Origin of the sequence: Streptomyces thermospinosisporus, from assembly GCF_039526425.1 — a bacterium.
Taxonomy (GTDB): domain Bacteria; phylum Actinomycetota; class Actinomycetes; order Streptomycetales; family Streptomycetaceae; genus Streptomyces; species Streptomyces thermocarboxydovorans.
Genome location: NZ_BAAAIZ010000041.1, coordinates 34796 through 59237 on the forward strand (window position 1 = coordinate 34796; position 24442 = coordinate 59237).

The 24442-nt window shown below is 71.3% G+C and carries 20 protein-coding genes, 3 pseudogenes and 2 CRISPR repeat arrays; of the genes and pseudogenes, 13 read left to right on the forward strand and 10 right to left on the reverse strand.

All coding sequences use genetic code 11. From position 1 onward, the window contains the following. The 9 genes and pseudogenes from ABD207_RS15270 to hypE all read left to right on the forward strand — a co-directional run. Positions 1–337, forward strand: a pseudogene (locus ABD207_RS15270) (hypothetical protein); the annotation flags it as partial. Beyond that, positions 334–849, forward strand: a complete 516-nt coding sequence (locus ABD207_RS15275) for a hydrogenase maturation protease (protein WP_344013342.1) — start codon at positions 334–336, stop codon at positions 847–849. The pseudogene ABD207_RS15270 and the gene ABD207_RS15275, both read left to right, overlap by 4 nt. A gap of 52 nt (positions 850–901) precedes the next feature. Continuing rightward, positions 902–1018 (forward strand): DUF6893 family small protein, encoded by a 117-nt coding sequence (locus ABD207_RS32130; RefSeq protein WP_425580415.1) that lies wholly within the window; start codon positions 902–904, stop codon positions 1016–1018. A gap of 154 nt (positions 1019–1172) precedes the next feature. Continuing rightward, a complete protein-coding gene (gene hypA / locus ABD207_RS15280) occupies positions 1173–1568 on the forward strand; it encodes a hydrogenase maturation nickel metallochaperone HypA (RefSeq protein ID WP_344013343.1) in 396 nt (131 codons plus the stop codon). Between the two features lie 2 nt (positions 1569–1570). Next, on the forward strand, positions 1571–2266 hold the full coding sequence (hypB, locus tag ABD207_RS15285) for a hydrogenase nickel incorporation protein HypB (RefSeq protein WP_344013344.1): 696 nt from the start codon (positions 1571–1573) through the stop codon (positions 2264–2266). Next, the gene (gene hypF, locus ABD207_RS15290; protein WP_344013345.1) at positions 2263–4707 is read left to right on the forward strand and encodes a carbamoyltransferase HypF; all 2445 of its coding nucleotides are present in this window, start codon (positions 2263–2265) and stop codon (positions 4705–4707) included. The genes hypB and hypF overlap by 4 nt, the downstream gene beginning before the upstream one ends. 10 nt (positions 4708–4717) lie before the next feature. Continuing rightward, positions 4718–5026, forward strand: a complete 309-nt coding sequence (locus tag ABD207_RS15295) for a HypC/HybG/HupF family hydrogenase formation chaperone (protein ID WP_343998044.1) — start codon at positions 4718–4720, stop codon at positions 5024–5026. Next, positions 5023–6243, forward strand: coding sequence for a hydrogenase formation protein HypD (gene hypD / locus ABD207_RS15300; RefSeq protein WP_344013347.1), 1221 nt, complete (start codon positions 5023–5025; stop codon positions 6241–6243). Before ABD207_RS15295 ends, hypD begins: the two co-directional genes overlap by 4 nt. Before the next feature lie 70 nt (positions 6244–6313). After that, the gene (hypE, locus tag ABD207_RS15305) at positions 6314–7312 is read left to right on the forward strand and encodes a hydrogenase expression/formation protein HypE (protein ID WP_344013615.1); all 999 of its coding nucleotides are present in this window, start codon (positions 6314–6316) and stop codon (positions 7310–7312) included. Positions 7313–7373: 61 nt separating this feature from the next. Further along, positions 7374–7645: direct repeats of the CRISPR family, unit length 28 nt; unit sequence GGACAACCCCCGCAGGCGCGGGGACGAC. Positions 7646–7666: 21 nt separating this feature from the next. Here the strand turns inward: hypE and cas2e are convergent. Together cas2e and ABD207_RS15315 are read right to left on the reverse strand one after the other, a co-directional pair. Further along, positions 7667–8011 (reverse strand): annotated as a pseudogene (cas2e, locus tag ABD207_RS15310) (type I-E CRISPR-associated endoribonuclease Cas2e). Next, positions 8008–8268: a hypothetical protein gene (locus tag ABD207_RS15315; RefSeq protein ID WP_425580726.1), complete on the reverse strand. Its 261-nt coding sequence runs from the start codon at positions 8266–8268 to the stop codon at positions 8008–8010. Before ABD207_RS15315 ends, cas2e begins: the two are co-directional and overlap by 4 nt. Before the next feature lie 86 nt (positions 8269–8354). Between ABD207_RS15315 and ABD207_RS15320 the strand changes: the two are divergent. Beyond that, positions 8355–8450 (forward strand): annotated as a pseudogene (locus tag ABD207_RS15320) (energy-coupling factor ABC transporter permease); the annotation flags it as partial. Between the two features lie 79 nt (positions 8451–8529). Here the strand turns inward: ABD207_RS15320 and cas6e are convergent. From cas6e to ABD207_RS15355, 7 genes are all read right to left on the reverse strand, one after another. Next, the gene (gene cas6e, locus ABD207_RS15325) at positions 8530–9327 is read right to left on the reverse strand and encodes a type I-E CRISPR-associated protein Cas6/Cse3/CasE (RefSeq protein WP_344013349.1); all 798 of its coding nucleotides are present in this window, start codon (positions 9325–9327) and stop codon (positions 8530–8532) included. A gap of 4 nt (positions 9328–9331) precedes the next feature. After that, on the reverse strand, positions 9332–10126 hold the full coding sequence (gene cas5e / locus ABD207_RS15330) for a type I-E CRISPR-associated protein Cas5/CasD (protein WP_344013351.1): 795 nt from the start codon (positions 10124–10126) through the stop codon (positions 9332–9334). Further along, positions 10126–11355: a type I-E CRISPR-associated protein Cas7/Cse4/CasC gene (gene cas7e / locus ABD207_RS15335; protein ID WP_344013353.1), complete on the reverse strand. Its 1230-nt coding sequence runs from the start codon at positions 11353–11355 to the stop codon at positions 10126–10128. The genes cas5e and cas7e overlap by 1 nt, the downstream gene beginning before the upstream one ends. A gap of 145 nt (positions 11356–11500) precedes the next feature. Next, positions 11501–12706, reverse strand: coding sequence for a type I-E CRISPR-associated protein Cse2/CasB (gene casB, locus ABD207_RS15340; RefSeq protein WP_344013355.1), 1206 nt, complete (start codon positions 12704–12706; stop codon positions 11501–11503). Next, on the reverse strand, positions 12703–14394 hold the full coding sequence (casA, locus tag ABD207_RS15345) for a type I-E CRISPR-associated protein Cse1/CasA (RefSeq protein WP_344013356.1): 1692 nt from the start codon (positions 14392–14394) through the stop codon (positions 12703–12705). Before casA ends, casB begins: the two co-directional genes overlap by 4 nt. Before the next feature lie 325 nt (positions 14395–14719). After that, a complete protein-coding gene (cas3, locus tag ABD207_RS15350; protein ID WP_344013357.1) occupies positions 14720–17689 on the reverse strand; it encodes a CRISPR-associated helicase Cas3' in 2970 nt (989 codons plus the stop codon). A 130-nt stretch (positions 17690–17819) separates the two neighbouring features. Then, positions 17820–20409: direct repeats of the CRISPR family, unit length 28 nt; unit sequence GTCGTCCCCGCGCCCGCGGGGGTTGCTC. Positions 20410–20753: 344 nt separating this feature from the next. After that, positions 20754–21266: an ATP-binding protein gene (locus ABD207_RS15355; protein ID WP_344013358.1), complete on the reverse strand. Its 513-nt coding sequence runs from the start codon at positions 21264–21266 to the stop codon at positions 20754–20756. Between the two features lie 165 nt (positions 21267–21431). Here ABD207_RS15355 and ABD207_RS15360 point away from each other — a divergent pair, with 165 nt between their 5' ends. From ABD207_RS15360 to ABD207_RS15370, 3 genes are read left to right on the forward strand one after another with little or no spacing between them, the layout of a single operon-like run. Continuing rightward, positions 21432–22316, forward strand: a complete 885-nt coding sequence (locus tag ABD207_RS15360) for a helix-turn-helix domain-containing protein (protein WP_344013361.1) — start codon at positions 21432–21434, stop codon at positions 22314–22316. Continuing rightward, positions 22313–22516, forward strand: coding sequence for a DUF397 domain-containing protein (locus ABD207_RS15365; RefSeq protein WP_344013364.1), 204 nt, complete (start codon positions 22313–22315; stop codon positions 22514–22516). The genes ABD207_RS15360 and ABD207_RS15365 overlap by 4 nt, the downstream gene beginning before the upstream one ends. A gap of 46 nt (positions 22517–22562) precedes the next feature. Next, positions 22563–22763, forward strand: coding sequence for a DUF397 domain-containing protein (locus ABD207_RS15370; RefSeq protein ID WP_344013366.1), 201 nt, complete (start codon positions 22563–22565; stop codon positions 22761–22763). A gap of 76 nt (positions 22764–22839) precedes the next feature. Here ABD207_RS15370 and ABD207_RS15375 read toward each other — a convergent pair whose 3' ends face one another. Continuing rightward, entirely contained in the window at positions 22840–24369 is a 1530-nt protein-coding gene (locus ABD207_RS15375) for a UDP-N-acetylglucosamine 1-carboxyvinyltransferase (protein ID WP_344013368.1), read from the reverse strand. Positions 24370–24442 lie beyond the last annotated feature (73 nt).

Below are 24442 nucleotides of genomic sequence, written 5' to 3' on the forward strand. Positions count from 1 at the left end.
CCCCGGCTTCCCCCGGCCGGAGGCCCCCTGGTGGGACCCGGGCGCGGACGCCTCCGTCGACCCGGCCAGGGACCACGTCCTGATCGACGGACAGAAGGTCCGGGCCGGAAGCCGGGTGGTGCTGCGGCCCCGGCTGCGGCACACCGACGCCCAGGACCTCTTCCTCGACGGCCGACGGGCCCTGGTGGAAGCGGTGCTGCACGACGTCGACGGCGGGGTGCACCTCGCGGTCACCGTCGAGGACGACCCGGGCGCCGACATCCGCCGGGAACAGGGCCGGTACCTCTACTTCCAGCCCGACGAGGTCGTCGTCGCGAGCACCGAGGAGGACGCGTGAGCAACGGGTCCGGCAGTCCCGCGCGCACCCTGGTCGCCGGGGTGGGCAACATCTTCCTGGGCGACGACGGCTTCGGCGTCGAAGCCGCCCGCGTCCTGGCCGGGCAGGACCTCCCGGAGGGCGTCGAGGTCGCCGACATCGGCATCCGCGGCGTGCACCTGGCCTACCAGCTGCTCGACGGCTACGACACGCTCGTCCTCCTCGACGCGACGGCACAGGGCGGCGAGCCGGGCACGCTGTACCTCATCGACGCCACCGACCCCGGGACCCGGCAGCAGCCGGACGGTGTCGCCCTGGACGGCCACCGCATGTCCCCGGACGCCGTACTGGCGCTGCTGGACGCCCTGTGCGCGGGCACCGGCGCACGACCGCCGCGGCGCACCCTGGTGGTGGGCTGCGAACCGGCCGCCGTCGAGGAGGGCATCGGCCTCAGCCCCCAGGTGGCCGCGGCGGTGCCCGAGGCGGTGCGCATGGTCGGTGAACTGATCCGCGCCGAGGCCGTCGTGACATGAACCACGTACGGACGAGCCGCCCATCCCTCCCATCCCCTTCACGGAGAGCACCATGAAGAAGCGAGTCATCGGCGGCGCCGCCGCCATGGTCACGGCCACCGCGCTCGCGGCGGTCGTCGCAGCCGTCTGGCCCGACGTGCAGCGTTATCTGCGCATCCGCAGGATGTGACCGCAGGATGTGCGCCCGCCCGCAGAGCGGTCCGCGCAGGGGCCTGCACCGATCGGGTTGTCCGGCCGGCCCGGCGCGGCGTGCCGGTCGGTGCACCGCAGCCGTCCCGCCTCTAATGGGCGGGGAGCACTTCCCGGCCCAGGACGGAGCGGCGATGCACGAGATGTCCGTCGCGCTGTCGGTGGTCGACCAGGTCGAGCAGGCGGCGCGGGCCAACGGGGCGCAGGGCGTGCGGCAGGTCGGGGTGGACATCGGCGAACTGGCCGGAGTCGTCCCGGACTCGCTCGCCTTCTGCTTCGAACTGGCCTGCGCCGGAACGGTACTGGAGGGCGCCCGGCTGGTGATGCGCTCCGTGCCGGGCCGGGCGAGCTGTCAGCCGTGCGGGCGCACCTGGGACACCGGGATGCCGCCCGACCTGGTGTGCGCGCAGTGCCACTCGGCCGCGACCGAGCTGCTGTCGGGGCGCGAGCTGCGCATCACCGAAGTGCAGTGGACCACGGAGGCCGACGCGCCCCCGCCCACACCCGCCGGTCGATCCGAGGAGAACTGACCATGTGCCGCACAGTCGACCTCCGGCAGGCCGTGCTCGCCAAGAACACCAGGGCGGCGAACATCCTGCGCACCGAACTGACGGCCCGCGGCACGACAGTGATCAACCTCCTGTCGAGCCCCGGCAGCGGCAAGACGGCCCTGCTGGAGCGTGAACTGCTGCTGGCCCGGGAACGCGGCATCGCCGCCGCTGCCCTCACCGCCGACCTCGCCACGGAGAACGACGCCACCCGCCTCGCCCGTTCCGGCGTCCCCGTCAAGCAGGTGCTCACCGACGGGCTGTGCCACCTGGAGGCGGACATGCTCGCCGGCCATCTGCACGACTGGCTGCCCGAGGACACCCGTCTGCTGTTCGTGGAGAACGTGGGCAATCTGGTCTGCCCGGCCTCCTACGACCTGGGCGAGTCGCTGCGCGTGGTGCTGGCCTCGGTCACCGAGGGCGAGGACAAACCGCTGAAGTACCCCACCGCCTTCGGCCTGGCCAACCTGGTGGTCGTCACCAAGTCCGACCTGGCCGGACCGGCCGAGTTCGACGAGGCCGCGTTCCGAGACCATGTGGAGCGGGTCAACCCGGGCGTGGAGGTGGTGCTCACCTCCGTGCGCAGCGGCGAGGGGGCCGGCGTGCTGGTCGACCGGGCGCTCGCCGCCGCCGAGGGGCAGGCCGTCCACGCCCCGGTGATGGCCCGGACCGAGGCGTGAGCGGCACCCCGGGCGTCGACGCCCCCGAGCGGGACGGACAGACCGTCCGTCGGGCCCGGATCGTCGTACGGGGCGTGGTGCAGGGCGTGGGGTTCCGGCCGTTCGTGTACGGGCTCGCCACCCGGCTGCGGCTCGCGGGGCATGTCACCAACACCGGCGAAGGCGTCGTGGTGGAGGTCGAGGGCCCGCCGGACGCGGTGGACCGCTTCCGCTCCCGGCTCGCCCCGGAGGCGCCACCGCTGGCCTCGGTCGAATCGGTCGAGTCGGCCGAGCTACCGGCCATCCGGGAGAGCGGCTTCCGCATCGTGCCGTCCCGTACGGACGGACCCGTCCGCACGCTGGTGGCACCCGACACCGCCACCTGCGACGCCTGCCTGAGGGAACTGTCCGACCCGCACGACCGGCGCCACCGCCATCCCTTCATCACCTGCACGCACTGCGGGCCGCGCTTCACCATCGTCACCGGCCTCCCCTACGACCGCGCGCACACGACGATGGCGCGCTTCCCGCTCTGCCCGGACTGCGACCGCGAGTACCACGACCCCGCCGACCGCAGATTCCACGCACAGCCCGTGGCCTGCCCGCACTGCGGCCCGCGGCTGAGCTTCGTCCCGGCGGAGGCCGCCACGGGCCCCGTGCACGGGGAGCCGGCCCTCGCCGCGGCCCGGGCGCTGCTCGCGGCGGGCGGGATCCTCGCCGTCAAGGGCCTCGGCGGATACCACCTCGCCTGCGACGCGACCCGGGCCGGCACAGTCGCCGAACTGCGCCGCCGCAAGGCACGCGGGGACAAACCGTTCGCGCTGATGGCCAGGGACGTCCACGACATCGAGCACCTGGTCCACCTGGGCCCGCTGGAACGGCAGTTGCTCACCGGGCGGGTACGCCCCATCGTCCTGCTGCGCCGACGCGCCGTCACCGAGCACTCGACCGGACGGCCCGTGCCCGCCGACGCGGTCGCCCCGGGCAGCCCGGACCTCGGGATCATGCTCCCGTACACGCCGCTGCACCATCTCCTGCTGGCCGAGGCCCGTCCGGGCACCGACGACGGCCCGGCGCCGGGCCTGCTGGTGATGACCAGCGGAAACCTCTCCGGAGAGCCCATCGTCACCGACGACGAGGAGGCCCTGGAACGCCTTGCCGTCCTCGCCGACGCCTGGCTGACGCACGACCGGCCGGTCCATGTGCCGTGCGACGACCCCGTGGTGCGGGTCTGCGACGGCGAGCCGCTGGTGCTGCGCCGCTCCCGGGGCTACGCCCCGCTGCCGGTCACGCTGCCCGTGCGGGTCGACGCGGCGCTCGCGGCCGGCGGCGACCTGAAGAACGTCCTCTGTCTCGGCCAGGGCGACAAGGCCTGGCTGTCCGCCCACATCGGCGACATGGACGACCTGGCCACCCAGCGCGCCTTCGGCCGCGCCGAGCGCCAACTGGAGTCGATCACCGGCGTCCGCCCCGGCCTCCTCGTCACCGACACGCACCCGGCCTACCGTTCGGCCGCCTGGGCGCGGCAGCACGCCGACGGCCGGACGGTTGCCCGGGTGCAGCACCATCACGCCCACATCGCCTCGGCGCTGGCCGAGAACGGCGCACCGGCGGGCACCGAGGTGATCGGGGTCGCCTTCGACGGCACCGGGCACGGCGACGACGGGGCCGTCTGGGGCGGCGAGTTCCTGCTCGCCGGCTACGGAGGCTTCCGCCGGTTCGCCCACCTGTCCTACGTTCCGCTGCCCGGCGGGGACACCGCCGTACGGCGCCCGTACCGCATGGCGCTGGCCCACCTGCACGCCGCGGGCGTGGCCGCCGACCCGGACCTGCCCTGCACGGCCGCCTGCCCGCCTCCCGAACTCGGCTTCCTTCGCCGTCAGTTGGAGCGTGGCCTGAACTGCGTACCGACCTCCAGCATGGGCCGGCTCTTCGACGCCGTCGCCTCGCTGGCCGGGGTCTGCCACTGGGCCGGCTACGAGGCCCAGGCCGCGATCGAGCTGGAGGCGGAGGCCGTCTCGGCGGGCACCGTGCCCGAGGACCCGCGCTACGTCTTCGACGTGGCCGGTGACGCATCGCAGGAGGGCGCACCGCTGACCGCGAACCCGGCGCCGCTGACCGCGAATCCGGCGCCGCTGCTGGCGGCCGTCGCGGCGGACGTGCGGCAAGGAGTACCCGCTCCCATGATCGCCGCCCGCTTCCATCTGGCCGTCGCCCGGATGGTGCGGGACGTGTGCCGCGCCGCCCGCGAGGCGTCCGGCCTGCACACGGTGGCGCTGACCGGCGGCGTCTTCGCCAACACGCTGCTCTCCTCGGCCTGCGCGCGGGGGCTGCGGGAGGACGGATTCACCGTGCTGCGCCATCGCGAGATCCCGCCCAACGACGGCGGGCTGGCCCTCGGGCAGCTCGTCGTCGCCGCACGGACAGGTGCGCCGGGCGCGGCAGTTGAGCATCAGCAGTGAGGAGACACGCATGTGCCTGGCGGTACCCGGCAGAGTGCTGGCCGTCGAGGAACGGGACGGCACCCGGATGGCCACCGTCGACTTCGGCGGGGTGGTCAAGGACGTGTGCCTGGAGTACCTGCCCGATCTGAAGGTCGGGGAGTACGCCATCGTCCACGTCGGCTTTGCCCTGCAACGGCTGGACGAGGAGTCCGCACGCCGGACCCTCGAGCTGTTCGAGAACCTCGGCATGCTCGAGGAGGAGTTCGGCGACCCGTGGGAACAGGCCGCGCAGGCCGGATCGGCAGACAGTGACCTGGCCGGGGAGGTGCGGCAGTGAAGTACATCGACGAATTCCAGAACCCTCAGCTCGCGCAGCGGCTGCTCGACGACATCAAGGCCACGGTGACCAGGCCGTGGGCGCTGATGGAGGTGTGCGGCGGGCAGACGCACACCATCATCCGGCACGGCATCGACCAACTGCTCCCCGAGGGAGTGGAGTTGATCCACGGCCCCGGCTGCCCGGTGTGCGTGACACCCCTGGAGGTCATCGACAAGGCGCTGGAGATCGCCTCCAGGCCCGACGTGATCTTCTGCTCCTTCGGTGACATGCTGCGCGTGCCCGGCACCGGACGGGACCTGTTCCAGGTGCGCGGCGAGGGCGGCGACGTACGCGTCGTGTACTCCCCGCTGGACGCGCTCCGCATCGCCGAGGAGAACCCGGACCGGCAGGTGGTCTTCTTCGGCATCGGCTTCGAGACGACCGCGCCCCCCAACGCCATGACGGTGTATCAGGCACGCAAGCGCGGCATCCGCAACTTCAGCCTGCTCGTCTCGCACGTCCGGGTCCCGCCCGCGATCGAGGCGATCATGCAGTCGCCCGACTGCCGGGTGCAGGGCTTCCTGGCCGCCGGCCATGTCTGCAGCGTGATGGGTACGCAGGAGTACCCGGAGCTCGCCGAACGCTTCAAGGTGCCCATCGTCGTCACCGGCTTCGAACCACTCGACATCCTCGAGGGGGTCCGGCGCACCCTGCAGCAGCTGGAGCGGGGCGAGCACATCGTCGACAACGCCTACCCGCGCGCGGTGCGGGCCGAGGGCAACCCGGCCGCGCAGGCCATGCTCGACGACGTCTTCGAGGTCACCGACCGCTCCTGGCGCGGCATCGGGGTCATCCCCGACAGCGGCTGGCGGCTGTCGTCCCGCTACCGGGACTACGACGCCGAGTACCGCTTCGACGTCGGCGACATCACCACCCGGGAACCGGCCGCCTGCCGCAGCGGCGAGGTGCTGCAGGGCCTGCTCAAACCCCATGAGTGCGAGGCGTTCGGCACGACCTGCACGCCGCGGACCCCGCTCGGCGCCACCATGGTCTCCAGCGAGGGCGCCTGCGCGGCCTACTACCTCTACCGGCGTCTCGACCTGCCGTCCCGCCCGCCCGCAGCCGCATCGACCGCCGACTCGACGTCCGCTCCAACCCCCGCTTCAACCCCTGCTTCAACCCCCGCTCCGACCTCCGCTTCGACCCCGGACCTGGAGGGCAGCTCCGTTGTCTGACACGAACGCTGTCGTGGACGCCCTGTCGTGGACGTGCCCGGCACCCCTGCGCGACCGGCCCAGGGTGGTGATGGGTCACGGGGGCGGCGGCGCCATGTCCGCCGAACTCGTCGAACAGGTACTGCTTCCCGCCCTCACCGGGCCCGAGCAGGCTTCCGCCCCGCTCACCGACTCCGCGGTGGTCGAACTCGGCGGCGCCCGCCTCGCCTTCTCCACCGACTCCTTCGTCGTCCGCCCGCTGTTCTTCCCGGGCGGCAGCATCGGCGACCTGGCCGTCAACGGCACCGTCAACGACCTCGCCATGAGCGGCGCCCGCGCGGCCTTCCTCTCCTGCGGGCTGATCCTGGAGGAGGGCGTCGGCATCGACACCGTCACCCAGGTCGCCGAGGCGATCGGCGCCGCCGCCCGCGCCGCGGACGTACGGGTGGTGACCGGCGACACCAAGGTGGTGGAGGCGGGCCACGGCGACGGCGTCTACATCAACACCGCCGGCGTCGGCCTGGTCCCGGCCGGGGTCGACCTGCGCCCCGACCGGGTGGTGCCGGGCGATGTGATCCTGCTCAGCGGCCCCATCGGCCTGCACGGCGTGGCGATCCTCAGCGAGCGGGAGAACCTGGCCTTCGAGAGCGACGTCCTCAGCGACTGCGCCGCGCTCGGCGGGCTGGCCGAGGCGATGCTGTCGGTCACCACCACGGACCTGCACGTCCTGCGCGACCCGACCCGCGGTGGCCTCGCCGCCTCGCTCAACGAGATCGCCACGGCCGCCGGCTGCGGGGTCGTCGTCCAGGAACGCGCCGTCCCCGTGCCGCCCTCCGTGGCCGGGGCCTGCGCCATGCTGGGCCTGGACCCGATGTACGTGGCCAACGAGGGCAAGCTGGTGGCCTTCGTGGCCCGCGAGCACGCCGACGCCGTCCTCGCCGCGATGCGGGCCCACCCGCTGGGCGCCGAGGCCGCGATCATCGGCGAGGCCGTCACCGACCACCCGGGCATGGTGGTGGCCCGGACCGGCCTCGGCGGCACCCGGGTCGTGGACATGCCGCTCGGCGAGCAACTACCCCGGATCTGCTGAACGCACGGGTACGTCATGGGCACCTAGCTAGGTGGCCGCGACCCCGGCCTTGGCGTAGGGAGGACAACCCCCGCAGGCGCGGGGACGACCGCACGATCAGGCTGCGGCCCGGCCGGGTGGCCGGACAACCCCCGCAGGCGCGGGGACGACGGTCAGGTGGCCAAGGGGCCCAGCGCGATCCAGGGACAACCCCCGCGGGCGCGGGGACGACGGCGCGACAGAGCAACCCCCGCGGGCGCGGGGAGGACAACCCCCGCGGGAGCGGGGACGACGCGGCGGATGCGGGTGCCTTCTCTGCCGCGGAGGGACAACCCCCGCGGGAGCGGGGACGACGCTTTCTGACCTGGGGTGTTGTTACGTGATCATGCTGTTTTGCTTCACCTCGTTCATGGGCCGCCACGGATGCCCGCTCTGACGTGTACGGGCGATCAGCGTGAGGCCATCGAAATCCACCGGTGTCCACCGCTCGCGGCCAGCGGTGCGGGTGGTCCAGCCCTGTTCTGTCGTCGCCGGTTCGATCATGACCGCTTGGCCGTCGTGGATTCGTTCGGCGAGGACGTTCTACAGCCGGTCGCGGATGCGGGGGTTCGGGTTGCCGACGTAAACGCCGGCGGCGACTTCGACGAACCACCGGGTGAGGTGGCCGCGCAGGCCGGGCGGGGCTGCGATGAGGACGATCACGGTCGTGCCGGCGCTCATGGTGGTGCCTCCCCGTGGGCGGAGTCGTCCGGTTGGGCGGGCTCCGGGATGATGTCGAGGTGGTCCGTGGCGCTCCAGTTGCGGCCGCTGGTGACGACGGTGTCGCCGTCGTCCCACAGGGCGCCGAGGCCCTCGTCGGGGAGTGCGGTTCCCTCAGGGACCAAGAGGTGTTTGATGTCGGCGACGATGCGGGGCAGCAGCTTGCCTTCGACGACTGCGTCGCGCAGGGCGGTTCGGGCGTCCCGTTCCGAGGTCAAGCCCTGGGCGGCGAGGTCGAAGGCCAGCGGGATGGTGTACTCCGCCTTGTAGAGGTCGGCGATGTCCAGGACGAAAGACGCGTTGATTCCTCGCCGACCTGTCGACTTACTGCGTGACCAGCGTGCAGCTGGCGCTGGCCTTCCCGGACCCGGGCAGCGGATTCCTGGGCGCGCTCGGCAAGCTGTGAGTGCTTGGCGTAGAGACTGCTGATGCGGTCCTCGAGACGGTGGACGTCCTGTGGCCCGGTACGCCACCACGGGTCAGCCATGGGCGGCTTCCTCGGTGGTGCGAATCGGAGCCAGCGTGAGGAGGCCCTGTCCGTAGCCCTTGGCGGGGCCGATGCCGCCGAGGAGAGTGGCGCGCAGGGCATCGGGGTCGGTGACGCGCAGACGCCCTTCGAAGGTGGCGGTGGACAGAGTGACGCGGGGGCCGTCCTTACGCTTGTTGAAGCGCAGGATGTCCCGGCTGACGACGGCGACCGCCGGCCCCGCAGTCGGTGCCTGGTCACCAGCCCCGTCCTCCCGAAGACCGGGGCCGGGAGGTGTGGCGATGGCTTCGGGGATGACGAAGCCATGGCGTTCGCACCGCTTGAGGAGCCACTCGAGCTGCTGGGCCACGGTGCGGTGGGCGACGCGGAAGCCACGGGTGCGGCCGCCGTTGTCGGCGTCTTCCTTGAGGCGGGCGGCCTGCTGCTCGCTTGGCCGGGCAGGTCGGGGGATGCTCTGGACGGGGTTGGCGGTGAGGCGGAAGCCGAAGTCCCGTCCGCGAGCGATGCGTTCGAGCAGGGGCGTGTAGTCGGCGATGAGCGGGGTGCCTCCGTCGGCTCCGGGCCAGCCGGCGTCGTCGACCAGGTGTGCCCAGGAAGGGTGACTCTCGGTGAGGACGAGAATCTCGGCCCGATGAGGATTGCTGTTCTCCAGTCTCCACAGGACGCGCTCGGTGACGGGCTGGACGGCCAGCCCAGCCAGGATGACGGCATGCAGGCGGTGTGGGTTGGAAAGAAGGGACACGGCGGCCCGGCGGCGCGGGTTGAGAGCGATCTTCGACAGGTAGGGCATGTGGTCACCAGCCCAGGAGGGCGAACGGGTCGTGGCCGGACTGCCCGGCGGCGCCGGCGTCCTGGTGGGGTGGCTGAGTGCGGCCGGTGGGGACGGTGACCCAGAGGTGTCGCACGGCACGTCGACCGAAAGTGGTTCCGGTCTTGAGGTTGTAGGTGTCGGGGACGTCGACGGCGAGGTGATCGCCGGCCGGGTCCTCCACGGTGGCTTCCAAGGACACGGTGGAGTCCTGGACTTGGCGACGGCGGTGCCTGCCCGCCTGCCAGGGCACCTCCCGGAGCGCGTCCTCCAGCCCCGTGTCGGGCCGCAGGCCGAGGCTGACGGGGCCGGTGGGCGGACAGGATCGGCGGCCGAGGGCAAGCGGGTGGACGGGATGCCGGACGGCTTCCTCCAGGCCCTCCACGAAGACCTGCGGACCGCGGAGGGCTACGACGAAGACGGCGTCCTGGAGGTAGAAGCGCTGTGTGACGCCGGTGTACTTGGCCGGTGTGGTCCGGGTCTGCTGTCCCTTGGCGTTGGTCTTGGCCGACAGCAGCGGGAGCCGTCGGTAATCGCTGAACGTGTGGTAGTCCCGCAGGAGGGTGCCCGGCTGGTCGACCCTGACACCGAGCTGCAATCCGACCAGGTCGGCAATGGATGCCTCACGGTCGCGGCCCTCGGCGGCTGCCAGGAGACCGAGGACTCCGGACTTGGTGGGCTGGGGGCGGGTTTCGCGCCGGTTGTAGCGGGACGGGCCGCCCCAGGACTGCAGGGGCGCAGCCAGGCGCAGCAGCAGGATCGCGTTTTCGGTGCCGGCCATCAGGCACCGGTCTCCGCGGCGTCACCGGTCTCTGCGGCGTCACCGGTCCGCGCGGCGTCACCGGTCCGCGCGGCGTCGGCCGGGGCCAGTTCCCTGCCGTCGAGCCAGTCGCCGAGCAGGGTGTCCACGGAGTCGAGGAGCACGGGGAAGGACAGGGAGGGGCCGAACACCTCGGTGATCTTGTCGCCTTCGGCGGTGTAGGTGGCCAGCGTCCGCAGCGGCTTGTTGCCCCACGTCTCGCCGACGGCCCTGAGCTCGTCGGCGAGCCGTGCGACGGATTCCGTGGCCAGGCCGGTGACACCGGTGACGGGCTCCTCGTATGCGGAGACCAGGTTCACCGGCTGGTCGGTGCGGAGGGTCAGCAGTACCAGGTGAGGCAGGGTGCGGTGGGCGAAGGAGTTCTGGTGCCCGGTGGGCATCGAGCGCGCGAACGCGTCGATGAAGCGGACCGCCGTCTTGCGGGTCTCGGCACTGTCGGAGAGGTTGTCGCGGAGCTGGTGCACACCCAGGACGGCGTACCGGTACAGAGTGGAGGAGTTGAACTCGACGGTGCCGATCATTCCGGCGCCGTGGTCTTCGGTGTTCTCGTCGTCGACCGCGGTGTAGTAGTCGAACTCGGTGCGCACGGCGTGGGTGGACAGGGCGTGCGCGACCTGCACGGAGGCGTCCACGTTCAGCGCGGGCAGGTCGGCGACCATGCGGCCGAAGAGAGCGACCTCCGCCGGGTGTCCGGTGGACAGCGTCTGGATGACGGGGAGCTTCTTCACCTCGCTCTTCAGCTCGTCGTCGGGCAGCGCGGCCAGTTCCGCGGCACGACCGTCGAGCAGCTTCACCAGGGCGTCGAGCTGCTTCTTGCCGAAGAACAGCAAGTACGCCGACTGCTCTTCCTTCTTCGAGGACTTGGTGATGCCGAGCGGCTCCAGCAGCGCGGCGGCCAGGCGGTCGGCCTGTTCCTCCGCGAGACCGGCTCCGCCCCTGTCGGCAGGGCTGGCGAGGCGCTGTCCGAGCAGGGCGGCGATTCGCTTGGTGCGGGTGGCCCGGTCGGCCTCGGGCACCTGCCGGGCGTACTCGGTGCGGGTAGCACGCTTCCACGCCTGTGAGGAGACGCGGGCACGGCGGGCACCGCCGAAGACGGCCTGCTTCGGGGTGCCGGAGTCGTCGCGGTTGACGTTGGACGGCGGCAGGCTCTGCAGGATGTGGACCTCGACGAACAGGTTCGGCTGGTTCATGGAACGGCTCCTTGAAGGCATGAGGCACCGCCGAGGCGGCACGCAGAAGTGAAGGTCGAAGTGGTAGGGGTGCGCGGGGTTCCGAACACGTCGGGAACCCTGGACGCCAGGGCAGCCGGGTGACCGGCTTTCCCAGGGAGTGGTGTCAGGACGTGGCCGCGGCGTGGAAGTCGCGGTCCCAGTTCTGTCGGAAGTACACAGCGGCGTCCGGACGACGTGGGTCGTCCCAAGCGCGCAGGGCGTCGTGGAGCAGGTCGTAGTCGAGTCCGATGCCGGCCTGGTGCAGCAGGGGTACGAGGGAGCGCAGGTGCATGGCGAGTTCGTCGGAGTCGGTGGATGTGAGCAGGACTCCGAAGCGCCGCTGGAGCGCCGCGGTGGCGTTCTTGCCCTCGCTGCCGGTGGCCGCCTTCCTGGCAAGCGAACCGGCGGCGATACCGGGGCTGTTGCCCGGGACGTGCATCCGGCGGGCATGCGTCTGCTGGTGACGGGCGAAAAGGGTGAGTGCCGCGTGTTCGGCCGCCAGCTCCCGAGTGAGGGCTCCCCTGTCGCGCCACGTGGACTCCATGTGGGTGCGGTGGAACGTCCACATGGCGGCCACTGTCCCCGCCTCGCGCCCGGTACCAGACCTCAGCGCGGCCAGTTCCGCGCCGGCGCTGCCACTGCCGGGGTCGAACGTCGCCCAGTACGGGGCGGACTCACGACACGGCCCGGCACCCTGCCCGTCCGTGTCGGCCTCGGCAGTGCGGGGAAGGAGGGTTCCAGGGTCGGTGTACTGCAGGCCCCAGGACCGCAGCGTGCGATTCCTGTCCGGTCCGTCCCACCGGGCAAGCTCACGGAACAGGCGTGTGTAGTCCAGTCCGACGCCCGCCCGTTGCAGGAGCGGCACGAGCCGCTGCAGGTGCTGCGCCAGTTCATGTACGTCCTGGGCGGTGGCGGCCGCGAACAGCCGCCGTTCCAGGGCGGCCTGCGTCAGCGTTTCGCCGCGCCGCAGTCTCAGACACGCGCTGCCCAGTCCGACGCCGGGGCGGTGGACAGGTTCGGACGCGCCGTGCTGGTGAAGGCCGAACAGCGTCAGTGCGTAGTGCTCGGCGACGTAGGGGCCGGGAAGACAGTCCAAGCCCTCGTCCGGGAGGGAGACGCGGTGGACGGTACGCATGGACGCGACAGCGCCGGCCTCTCGGCCCACCCCTTCGCGCACGGCCCTGAGGCTTCGCACGACGTACTCGGAGAATTCCGGCCGTCGTCCCTCGGCCTGCTTCGACTGCCAGTCCTGGGCAGCCTCCTCCCAGAAGAACTGCCGTGCGCGGCGCGTCGATGATCGCGTCCGGAAAGTGCTGTGGAGCGACGTCATACCGCGGCCTCCTGCGTCATGGCGCGCCGTTCGTCAGCGGCTCGATCCAGAATCTCGGCGAGCTTCGCCCGGAATGCGCCGATGGCCTTGCCGCTGCGGTACACGAACTCCTTGTCGCCGTTTCTGACGGTGCGGCCCACGACAGCACGCGGTGGGGCGGCTGCGAGCAGTTGGTCGGCTTCCCGGTTTGCGGCAATCTGCACGGACTGCTCCCAGGCCAGCTGAGCGCGCTCCAGGAGATCATCGTCGTCGTCCCCGACGGTCCGCAGCCCGACGAGGAGGCGTCGCACGGTCTGGTCGAGGGAGTGCAGGAAGCATGCGGACGGCCTGCTGCCCTTGTCCCTGGGCAGCGGATCACCGCCTGCGGCGCGCCGCACGTCGTTGTTGAGAGCGTCGAGCGCTCGGGCGACCCGGTCGGCCTGGCCGACGCACTCCAGCAGGGCTTCACGCAGCCACTTGTCCTGAGCCAGCAGGGCGTTGACGGGCAGAGGCAGGTCGTCGCCGATGGCGTTCTCCACGACTGCGGACTGCGTGCCGTACTCGAGACCCGAAGTCTCCGCGCCCAGTGGGTACCCCTGGGAAAGCACTTGGTCGGTCTGGAGATCCCCGATCTGCCGGAGCAGCAGCGACGTGTAGGGTCCGTCGCCCTGCTCGGGCAGGTTCATGGCCAGGAGGGTGCTCAGTCCCTGCCAGGCCGCCCGGCCCGAGGTGTGCCGACGGGGCCGCCGGTGCGGCTGGTCCTTCTTCGGCTTGGCCGTGTGCTGCCACGCGGTGTGCGGCTCGTACAAGGGGGTCCGCGCCAGCCGGTCACCGGCGGACACGATCACCCGGTTCACCCGCACCCCCTGCTGGGTCTCGCAGGTGAACAGACGCACCCGGCGCGCCTGGAAGGTCAGCAGGTCCAGCAGTCCGCTCGCCGGACGCTCCGACCAGGTGGGGCCAGCCGGTGACGTGCAGCCGAGCCTCGCCGGCCGCTCGTCCCAGGCCCATTGCGGCCGGTCACCGGCTTCCAGACCGTCGGGCAGCACCGGCGTGTTCAGCAGCAGCGTCTCGTACAGTGTCGCTCCGGTGGGAACGACGACACCGAGCTGGCCGAGAGGCCCAGTGGGGTTTCCGGTGGTTTTTCCGTTCTTCGCCTGAGGGTCACCCTCGGCGCCGGTCTTGATCGACGCGGTGTCCCAGCAGTGCACATGCAACAGCCACAGCGCGGCGTCGCCGGGCGTCAGCAGCAACTCGTCCGCCTCGCTCAGCGCACTGAACAGGGGCACGTTGTTGCCCGACGCCACGGACGGCACCAGCTGCGCGGCGGACTTCGTTTCTCCGTTCAGCGCCTTGAGTCCCGCGACCTGCGCGAACGGGCGCTCGGTGTCGAAGAGCCGGAACCGGTTGCCGTAACGGCCCGGTCCCAGGTACTCCCTGAGGCGCGTGAGCTCCTCCGCGGAGAACATCCCGCGGCGGAACCGCTCTCCCCACTCCTGCCGACTCCGTGGAACCCCGAGGGCGTCGAACGTGATCGGCAGCAGCAACTGGCGGAGCACCACCGGCAGCATCGTGTGCACCGGGAATTCCAGGCGCCGGATCCTGTGCGCTTCTGATAACGCGCTCAGCAGACCGTCCTGCCGAGCGTGGCCGTCCACATCGACCCCGGTGAGCATCGGGCCGTGGACCAAGTCTCCATTGACATCCATGGCGGCTTCCCCCCTCCATGAGGCAACCCCACGTCCCCCCGGACGTGAGGACGGCAATCCGATGCGGTTCTCCCCAAACCAGCATCTCCTTGCCGTTCGTCACGCTTCCACACAACTTTCAATGCTTGCAAGCTGGTTGACTGTTTTCGCGGTGGCGAATCGTTGCACCCCTGAGCCGTGGCCAATGGTTCAGTAGGCTCTGCGTGGGAGTGTGGAGCGTTCTCGCCTCCCCGCAATACCGGGGGTGCTCCGTTTCACTGCTTCATGTGGTCCCCGCACCTGCGGGGGTTGGTGGACTTGCGGGAGCGCTCCGCACTCTCCAGGCTCACTCACGTACGACGACGAGGCCCAGCACGTTGTCGTACGAGACCCGGTCCGCCCTCAACAACGCCGTTCCGTCACCCTCCAGCACCAGCGCCCGCCGGTACTTGAGCCATGGGCGATCCATCCATCCCGGCAGCGGGCGCAGCTCGGCCTCGGCGGCGGAGGTGAGACGAGCCGGGAGGCGGACGGTCCCGCCCATCAGCCGGTCGGTCGCCTCGTCGTCGTCCACTTCACCGTGCACGCCGAGCCAGGTGCCGTCGTACGCCCGGTAACCACCGGGAACCCGGTGGACGATCACCACCTCGATGGTGGGGTCGCCGTCCCGGACGACGGCGTCGAGCTGCTCCTGGGTGGCGGCTCGGCTGCCCGCATAGTGGAGACCCTCGAGTGTGGGAAAGGCCCACTCCCGCTGACGGCAGAGAAGGAACTCTTCGGCCTTCTCCTGCCGCTTCAGTTCCTTTGCCTGGCAGTGTTCCCAGGCTTCGGCCTCGTGCCAGTCCGGCGGGCAGATCTCATCGCCGTCGTAAGCCCGGTACACCAGAGCCGGTACGTCGGCGGGGATGCTCCACCCCTTCCCCGGCCGTGCATGCGCGGGGTGCGGATCCGCGGCGGCCGAAAGGGGGCCGGCGCTCTCCTCGACCAGGGCCGCTGCCCGCAGCAGGGACCATCTGCCGTAGATCGCCTCCGAAGCCCCGAGAAATCGCGGGACACCGTCCCGTCCTGCCGCCACACCAGTGACCAGAACCCTCGGCACGCTGTGGACTTCGGGGCGGCGAGTGCCGCTGTGCCGGTGCAGCCGGCCGATGCGCTGCAGGAGCAGGTCCGCAGGGGCGAGGTCGGTGATCAGCACATCGGCGTCCACGTCGAAGGACTGCTCCGCGAGCTGCGTGGCGATCACCACCATGCGCTCCGGCCGGTCCGCGCCGGCCTGCGGCCCCATCAGGCGCAGGCATTCCGCGGTCCGGTCGGCGCGGTGTGCGGCGCACAGCCGCGCGTGCAGCAAGTGCAGTTGTCCGTGGAAGTCTGCCTCTCGCAGTTCGGCGTAGATCGCTTGTGCGCGGGCGACCTGGTTGACCACGACCAGGGCCACTCCACCGTCGGCAACGGCGTCACGCGCCGCCTCCGCCACCCGCGCACCCGAGACCTCGGTATCGGGCAGCCAGGCGAGTTCCACCGGCATCGGCTCCCGCCAGGACTGCACTGCTTCACGCGACGTCTCTGCGACTGCCCGGCCGCCCACACCGTAGGCGACCGTGACACACGGGTACCCGGTCGGCTCCGGCGCCGGTTCGTGCACATCCGCCCGGCCCAGGACGCCGGAGAGGTAGGAGTCCACGAACAACTGGCGCTGAGCGGGCGGCAACGTGGCCGAAAGCAGCACCACCGGAACCCGCGCCTGGCCCAGCCAGCGGAGTGCCTCCACGAGGAACTGCCGCATGTAGACATCCGCGGCATGCACCTCGTCGATGATCACGACCTTCTGGGCCAGCCCGGCGAAGCGGAGCATGACGTGACGGGTACGGGTCGCCGCGTGGAGCAGATGGTCGACAGTGCCGACTGCGAACGCGGTGAGCAGGCCCCTCTTGTTGTCGAGGAACCAGTGGGCAGGGCCGTCCGCCTGGGAAGACGAGCCGCCCCCCGTCAACGGCTCGGCCGGGGCCATACCGTAGTCGGCATCCTCGTCGATGGCTCCGAAGTCGTCGTACCCGCCCGCGGTCCCGAGGTCGGCTTCTCCCCGCTCACACCCGCATCCGTCACTGTCGCTGTCGTCACTGTCACTGTCCGGACGCGGCTTCCCCTCCCAGATCGCCCGCCACCAGGCACTGAACCGCCGGCGTCCGTGCAGGAGAGCGACCTGCGACTCCAGCTCCGGGTCGAACGTGCGCACCCACTGCAGCACCTGCTCGTACATCGGGTCGCTCGTTGCCTGGGTCGGCATCGCCACGAATACACCATCGAGGCCGAACCGCGCTGCCAGGACCTCAGCGGCCGCAAGGGCCGCCTTCGTCTTGCCCTCCCCCATGGGGGCCTCGGCAATCAGGAGCCCCGGCACCGGAATCGACCACGCCCGTTCCACCAGCTCCCGCTGCGACGCCCGCGGAATCACACCCAGCCGGTCGGTCAATGGCGCCAGTTGGGTCTGCGGCAGCGGAAGACCCCGCCAGCCGCCGCGCAGCCGCAGCCCCGCCCACCACTCCTCCATGCAGCGCTGAGCCTCGTCGAACGAAACCAGTCCGGCGTCCGCCAGCCCTCGTCCCATGCGGCCGCCACTCGCGATCCAGTCCGCCATCACGATCAGACCCGACAGCGCGAGCTGCTCCGCCTTCTTCAGAGCACCCACCGGCCGCACGTCCGCCAAGTCCGCGAATCCGACAGCACGGGTGAACACGTCCACCACCGCACGCTGCGCCTCGGCCCAAGCAGGCCCGCGTCCTTGCACCTCCCGGTGCGGCGGCACAATGCCGCGAACGGACGGAAACGTGCCGTGATGCCCGGCCACCAGCGGCCATACCCATCCGACAGCTTCTTCGCTCCCCCATTCGGCAATCAGCCGCGGCTTCAGCAAGGCAGCGCCGGCGACGTCGTGCCGCCACATCTTCCGCCGGTCGGTCGGCAGCCGCCCCCAGTTCAGCCCGGCCGACAGAACCGAGGCGGCCTCGACCGCGTCCACGGCCTGGAACGCCGGACACGCCTTACCGCAGTCGTGGATGCCGCACACCCACATGAACCACAGCCGACCCCGACCACCGCTGATCTCATCCAACCTCTGCCGAAACGCCGGCGACAGGAACTGATCCCACATCAACTCCGCCACCGCTGCCGTGTCCAGCAGATGCCCCAGCAGCAGATGCCTCCGTCCGCCATTCCTCGCCGCCGACTTCCCCCAAAGCTGCGAAACCCGCTCCACAGTCTCCGGCGATAACCCCATCGCCTTCATCAACTGGACGACGGAACCCCCACGGTCCACCATGAAACCCCCTACTCATATGCCCTGGCACAATAGGCTGTGCCACTGACAACGGCCCCGGCCAAGACACAGGAACAGAACGCTAGTGAAGGAAAACCGCCCTCTTCACTAACATCACCGCAGGTCACGAAGTGTCGTCCCCGCGCCCGCGGGGGTTGCTCCCTGCTACGGCTCGGCGTGCCGCAGGACCCCAAGTCGTCCCCGCGCCCGCGGGGGTTGCTCTCTCGCGCTGACCGCGGTGTGCGTGACCGCGCTGTCGTCCCCGCGCCCGCGGGGGTTGCTCCCGGCTGTACCTGACCAAGCGCGAGGCGATCCGGTCGTCCCCGCGCCCGCGGGGGTTGCTCCGGCGTCTACACCGTGACCACGGGGTCGGGTGCGTCGTCCCCGCGCCCGCGGGGGTTGCTCCGTGAGGTCGGGGCCGATGGCCGAGGCGTCGACGTCGTCCCCGCGCCCGCGGGGGTTGCTCGCGAAGGTGCCCGCGTGCATGGCCCTGCTGATGGTCGTCCCCGCGCCCGCGGGGGTTGCTCCCCGTTCTCCGCGCCCGGCTGCAGCCCGAAGTCGTCGTCCCCGCGCCCGCGGGGGTTGCTCGCCCGAGGCGGTCCGGTTCCAGCTCCACGAGACGTCGTCCCCGCGCCCGCGGGGGTTGCTCGCTCGGCACCACCGCTGACGGGGCGATCCGCTAGTCGTCCCCGCGCCCGCGGGGGTTGCTCTCCGGAGGCACTCCTGTGAGCGAGCAGCAGACCGTCGTCCCCGCGCCCGCGGGGGTTGCTCCCACATCGGGCCACTCCGGCCCGAACTTACCGGGTCGTCCCCGCGCCCGCGGGGGTTGCTCCCCTCGAGGCGCTGTACGCCGCGCCCGCCGCAGGTCGTCCCCGCGCCCGCGGGGGTTGCTCCTCGTCGGCGGTGCCCTGCTCGATGGGGTGACCGTCGTCCCCGCGCCCGCGGGGGTTGCTCCGCGCAACCGGTGGACGACACGTCCACCACGGGGTCGTCCCCGCGCCCGCGGGGGTTGCTCGCGAACCATTCGAAGTTCGTGGTGAAGTTGGTGGTCGTCCCCGCGCCCGCGGGGGTTGCTCGAGCAAGCCAACGGCCCCCCGGTGCCACGGGGGGTCGTCCCCGCGCCCGCGGGGGTTGCTCGATCGGTGAGCAAGGAAGTGGTGAGCCCCTGAAGTCGTCCCCGCGCCCGCGGGGGTTGCTCCCGCAACGCGAGCGCCACCTTCAAGCTCAAGATGTCGTCCCCGCGCCCGCGGGGGTTGCTCGCCGTCCACGTTCGTCGCCGCGGCCATCGCGCAGTCGTCCCCGCGCCCGCGGGGGTTGCTCTCGCGATACCGCCACCGCCCGTACCGAGGCGCAGTCGTCCCCGCGCCCGCGGGGATTGCTCGTGCGTGCGCGCAGGGTGCGGCAAGCCCCCCTCGTCGTCCCCGCGCCCGCGGGGGTTGCTCCTGTGGGCCACGGCGGGCGCGGTCGCCTCGGCGGTCGTCCCCGCGCCCGCGGGGGTTGCTCCTGGTCCTGGGCGTCCTCGGTGAGGGTGTTGTAGTCGTCCCCGCGCCCGCGGGGGTTGCTCTGCCGAGTTGTCGGAGCGGGACGCTGTCCTGGCGTCGTCCCCGCGCCCGCGGGGGTTGCTCGCGGCCTGCGGCGATGTGCCGGGAGCAGCCGGCGTCGTCCCCGCGCCCGCGGGGGTTGCTCTGCTCCACATCCGTATCTGATCCATGCCTTTACGTCGTCCCCGCGCCCGCGGGGGTTGCTCCGCCATGTTGATCTCGGCGGCCACGCGATACTTGTCGTCCCCGCGCCCGCGGGGGTTGCTCGAGGCCATTGGCCGCTGGGCTATCCAGTTCGCCGTCGTCCCCGCGCCCGCGGGGGTTGCTCTCCGGTCACGGGTCCGGGCGAAAATGCCCCGGTGTCGTCCCCGCGCCCGCGGGGGTTGCTCGGGGTGCGGCTTCACTGGTCGTTGATCGCGAACGTCGTCCCCGCGCCCGCGGGGGTTGCTCCTTCCTTGACATCACGTGCAAGACCGGAAGTGGGTCGTCCCCGCGCCCGCGGGGGTTGCTCCTCCTCCTCGCACATCCAGCAGGCCCCGGCCGCGTCGTCCCCGCGCCCGCGGGGGTTGCTCCGCGGTACTGGTGTCCGCGTCGTCCCAGAGCGGGTCGTCCCCGCGCCCGCGGGGGTTGCTCTCCCAGCAGGTAGACGGGCTCTCGTCCGAGGATGTCGTCCCCGCGCCCGCGGGGGTTGCTCGACGCCTGGGACCAGCTCGACCCCGCGCTTCGCGTCGTCCCCGAGGCCGCGGGGGTTGCTCCTGGAGCCAGTGACATGCCGCCCACCTATGTCCGTCGTCCCCGCGCCCGCGGGGGTTGCTCCGTCGAAGAACATCAGCTGATATGGCCAGAAGCGTCGTCCCCGCGCCCGCGGGGGTTGCTCTCGAGCCAGGTGGACGCCCGCCGGCACGGTGAAGTCGTCCCCGCGCCCGCGGGGGTTGCTCTCCGTCACGTGACGGAATGCGGCCTCCGGTGGAGTCGTCCCCGCGCCCGCGGGGGTTGCTCGACGGGCCCGGGACATGAGCAGCCACACCATCAGTCGTCCCCGCGCCCGCGGGGGTTGCTCGCTGACCGTGACCGGCGGCGCCAACATCCTCACGTCGTCCCCGCGCCCGCGGGGGTTGCTCCGGATGCCGCCCACGCGCGGCAGCCGAGGGCTGGTCGTCCCCGCGCCCGCGGGGGTTGCTCCGGCGGCGGCTGGGTGGCCCCCATCGGCACGACCTCGTCTCCGGCTCGCGGGGGTTTGCTCCTAGACGTCCCGCCGGAGCAGCGCCAGCCCACGTGTCGTCCCCGCGCCCGCGGGGGTTGCTCGATCGTGACCACGGCTGAGGTCATCCGGTGGATGTCGTCCCCGCGCCGAGCCGCCCGCGCAGCCGCAGCGGCGCGTCAATGCCCACCGGCGGCCCGCGGGGGTTGCTCCTCAGCCGCCGGTGGACGTTTGCGCACACCGCCGTCCGGCTGCCCCCGGCGGGCAGCCCGTAGCTGGGCTCGATACTGGAGGACCTCAGGCAGGGTGCCCTGATCGACCTCTTCTAGCTGTCAGACATCCGGACCGCGCCGGACGCCCTCGGGGAGATGGCGATCGCGTCCCCTCGCGTCGAGAGCACCGCCCGGACGGTCTTCCCGACCGGCGGGAACGGTACGCAGTCCCAGTGATCGGCGAGGGCGGCGACCAGCGCGAGACCCCGGCCGCCGGACCGGAGCGCGTCGGCGTCGGCCGGGCCGGCCGGGAGCCGCGGGTGGAGGTCCCCGCGGGCGTCACTGACCTCCACCCGAAGCAGCCCGGCAGCCGGTTCGTGCACGAGCGTCAGCCGGAAGCAGCGGCCCGGCACATGCGCGTGCAGCACGGCGTTCGCCGCGAGCTCGGCGACGACCACCTCGGCACGCTCCACGAGGTCCTGCGGCATCTCCCAGGAGCGGAGCTGCCCCACCCCGAGCAGGCGGGCGAGCCGGGCGCCGCGCCGCGTGGCCGAGAGCAGCTGGGTGAAGCTGCCCGAACAGGCGGCGGGGTGAGGGGTGGTGTGCGGGGGAGCGCTCTGGTTCATGACGCCAGCGTGACGTCCGCTCACGGCCGTACACGAGCCTTCAGGTCCGTACGCTGAGTGAGCGTACGGGCGCAGAGGGTGGACGGTACGGAAGACCGACGGCCACGATGACGGGCGGCGTGGGGGCAGACGGGCCGTAGAGCCGACTGGAGAAAGGGGCGGCGGATGGACATTGCCGAAGCGGAGGTGGCGGCCACGGGCGTCGGCACCCGGGCGGTACCGCTGGGGGAGGGGGAGAGGGAACCCCACCCGTCGGACAGTCTGCGCACGTTCGGCGCGGTCGTCCAGGCGTTACGCGAACACGCGGGGCTCAGCAGGACCGACCTCGCGGCGGTCGTCCAGTACTCCAAGCACACCGTGGAATCGGTGGAGTTGGGACGCCGGATGCCCGACCAGGCCTTCGTCGAACGGGCGGAGGAGGCCCTGGGGAACACGGGCGCGCTGCGCAGGGCGGCGCGGCATCTCACCCGGGGTGAGGTGGGCCTGGCCGCCTGGTTCCGCCGGTGGGCTCGGCTGGAGCGGGAGGCGGTGAGTCTGTGCACCTACGAGTGCCGGCTGGTGCCGGGGCTGTTGCAGTCGGAGGCGTATGCGCGGGCGGTGTTCGAGGGGACGATTCCGTTGCTCACCGATGCACAGACGGAGGCCCAGCTCAGCGCGCGCATGGAGCGTCAGCGGATGATGCTGGAGCGGCCCACCGTGCCGTTCAGCTTCATCGTCGAGGAGTATGTCTTCCGGCGCAGGTTCGGGAGCGCGGAGGCGATGCGCGGGCTCGTGGACCACGTGCTGGAGCGGAGCGCTCTGCGCAACGTTACTCTGCAAGTGGTGCCGCTGGATGCGGGGTTGCACGCCTGCCTTGATGGACCGGTGCGCATTCTGGAGACCCCCGCCGGGCAGAAGCTCGGCTACTCCGAGGGGCAGGAGAATGGTCGGCTGATTGCGGACCGAAAAGAGATGAGCCTGCTCTGCCAACGCTATGAAACACTGCGCTCGCAGGCCCTGAGCCCTAGGGAGTCGAGGGACTTGCTGGAGCGACTGCGAGGAGAGCTATGAGCAGCGATACGACGGAACTCACCTGGTTCAAGTCCAGCTACAGCGGCAGCCAGGGCGACGACTGCGTGGAGATCGCGATCGCCGAACACGCTGTTCACGTGCGGGACTCCAAGGACGTGACCCGCCCGGCCTTCGCGGTGGACCGCGAGCGCTGGGCGCCCTTCGTCAGGTTCGTCGCGGAGGGCTCGCAGGCGCCCTGAGCCCCAACGAATCCAGGGCCCTGCTGGAGCGACTCCGAGGAGAGCTATGAGCAGCGACACGACGGAACTCGCGTGGTTCAAGTCCAGCTACAGCGGCACGCAGGGGGACAGCTGCGTGGAGATCGCAATCGCCGAACAGGCCGTTCACGTAAGGGACTCCAAAGACCTGACCCGTCCGCCCTTCGCGGTGGACCGCGAGCGCTGGGCGCCCTTCGTCAGGTTCGTCGCCGAGGGCACGGAGGCGTAACCGGCGCCGGTTCCCCTCCTGACCGATGGACACGGACCCACGGTCAGGAGGGGAGCGGCATGCAATACCGGGGACCTCAGATGTCCCGGAAGATCTCGATCTGCGCCCCGATCGAGTTCAGGCGCTCGGCGAGATCCTCGTAACCCCGGTTGATGACGTACACGTTGCGCAGGACCGACGTGCCCTCCGCCGCCATCATCGCCAGCAGGACGACGACCGCGGGGCGCAGCGCGGGCGGGCACATCATCTCGGCCGCGCGCCAGCGGGTCGGGCCCTCGACCAGGACGCGGTGCGGGTCGAGCAGCTGCAGGCGGCCGCCGAGGCGGTTGAGGTCGGTCAGGTAGATGGCGCGGTTGTCGTAGACCCAGTCGTGGATCAGCGTCTTGCCCTGCGCCACCGCCGCGATCGCCGCGAAGAACGGCACGTTGTCGATGTTCAGGCCGGGGAACGGCATCGGGTGGATCTTGTCGATGGGCGCCTCCAGCTTGGAGGGGCGCACCGTCAGGTCCACCAGGCGGGTACGGCCGTTGTCGGCGAAGTACTCGGGCGTGCGGTCGTGGTCGAGGCCCATCTCCTCCAGGACCGCCAGCTCGATCTCCAGGAACTCGATCGGCACCCGGCGGATCGTCAGCTCCGACTCGGTCACCACGGCGGCGGCGACCAGGCTCATGGCCTCGACCGGGTCCTCGGAGGGCGAGTAGTCGACGTCCACGTTGATGTCCGGGACGCCGTGCACGGTGAGTGTGGTGGTGCCGATGCCGTCGATCTTCACGCCCAGTGCCTCCAGGAAGAAGCACAGGTCCTGGACCATGTAGTTGGAGGAGGCGTTGCGGATGACGGTGATGCCGTCGTGCCGCGCGGCGGCAAGGAGGGCGTTCTCCGTGACCGTGTCCCCGCGCTCGGTCAGCACGATCGGGCGGTCGGGGCTGACCGAGCGGTCCACCACCGCGTGGTACTGGCCCTCGGTGGCGGCGATCTCCAGGCCGAACCGCCGCAGCGCGATCATGTGCGGCTCGACGGTGCGGGTGCCGAGGTCGCAGCCGCCGGCGTAGGGCAGCTTGAAGCGGTCCATGCGGTGCAGCAGCGGACCGAGGAACATGATGATCGAGCGGGTGCGGCGGGCGGCGTCCGCGTCGATGGCGTCCAGGTCCAGCTCGGCCGGCGGCACGATCTCCAGGTCGGTGCCGTCGTTGATCCACCGGGCGCGCACACCGATGGAGCCCAGCACCTCCAGGAGGCGGTAGACCTCCTCGATGCGGGCGACGCGGCGCAGCACGGTGCGTCCGCTGTTGAGCAGTGAGGCGCACAGCAGTGCCACGCAGGCGTTCTTGCTCGTCTTCACATCGATGGCGCCGGAGAGCCGGCGGCCGCCGACCACGCGCAGATGCATCGGACCGGCGTAACCCAGGGACACGATCTCGCTGTCCAGGGCCTCGCCGATGCGGGCAATCATCTCAAGGCTGATGTTCTGGTTGCCGCGCTCGATGCGGTTGACGGCGCTCTGGCTGGTGGCGAGGGCCTCGGCCAGCTGCGCCTGCGTCCAGCCCCGGTGTTGCCGGGCGTCGCGGATGAGCTTGCCGATGCGTACGAGGTAGTCGTCTGCCATGGGGTTGAGGTTATCTCAGATATGAGATGGCACCTCTTGGGGGGTCCATTCGGGTGACGTGGCGTCAAAGTTG

Bases quoted from the DNA above. Each gene is read 5' to 3' on its own strand.
- ABD207_RS32130 (WP_425580415.1), top strand. From the start codon at position 902: ATGAAGAAGCGAGTCATCGGCGGCGCCGCCGCCATGGTCACGGCCACC.
- hypA (WP_344013343.1), top strand. From the start codon at position 1,173: ATGCACGAGATGTCCGTCGCGCTGTCGGTGGTCGACCAGGTCGAGCAG.
- hypB (WP_344013344.1), top strand. From the start codon at position 1,571: ATGTGCCGCACAGTCGACCTCCGGCAGGCCGTGCTCGCCAAGAACACC.
- ABD207_RS15295 (WP_343998044.1), top strand. From the start codon at position 4,718: ATGTGCCTGGCGGTACCCGGCAGAGTGCTGGCCGTCGAGGAACGGGAC.
- hypE (WP_344013615.1), top strand. From the start codon at position 6,314: ATGGGTCACGGGGGCGGCGGCGCCATGTCCGCCGAACTCGTCGAACAG.
- cas6e (WP_344013349.1), bottom strand. From the start codon at position 9,327: ATGCCCTACCTGTCGAAGATCGCTCTCAACCCGCGCCGCCGGGCCGCC.
- cas5e (WP_344013351.1), bottom strand. From the start codon at position 10,126: ATGGCCGGCACCGAAAACGCGATCCTGCTGCTGCGCCTGGCTGCGCCC.
- cas7e (WP_344013353.1), bottom strand. From the start codon at position 11,355: ATGAACCAGCCGAACCTGTTCGTCGAGGTCCACATCCTGCAGAGCCTG.
- casB (WP_344013355.1), bottom strand. From the start codon at position 12,706: ATGACGTCGCTCCACAGCACTTTCCGGACGCGATCATCGACGCGCCGC.
- casA (WP_344013356.1), bottom strand. From the start codon at position 14,394: ATGGATGTCAATGGAGACTTGGTCCACGGCCCGATGCTCACCGGGGTC.
- cas3 (WP_344013357.1), bottom strand. From the start codon at position 17,689: ATGGTGGACCGTGGGGGTTCCGTCGTCCAGTTGATGAAGGCGATGGGG.
- ABD207_RS15355 (WP_344013358.1), bottom strand. From the start codon at position 21,266: ATGAACCAGAGCGCTCCCCCGCACACCACCCCTCACCCCGCCGCCTGT.
- ABD207_RS15360 (WP_344013361.1), top strand. From the start codon at position 21,432: ATGGACATTGCCGAAGCGGAGGTGGCGGCCACGGGCGTCGGCACCCGG.
- ABD207_RS15365 (WP_344013364.1), top strand. From the start codon at position 22,313: ATGAGCAGCGATACGACGGAACTCACCTGGTTCAAGTCCAGCTACAGC.
- ABD207_RS15370 (WP_344013366.1), top strand. From the start codon at position 22,563: ATGAGCAGCGACACGACGGAACTCGCGTGGTTCAAGTCCAGCTACAGC.
- ABD207_RS15375 (WP_344013368.1), bottom strand. From the start codon at position 24,369: ATGGCAGACGACTACCTCGTACGCATCGGCAAGCTCATCCGCGACGCC.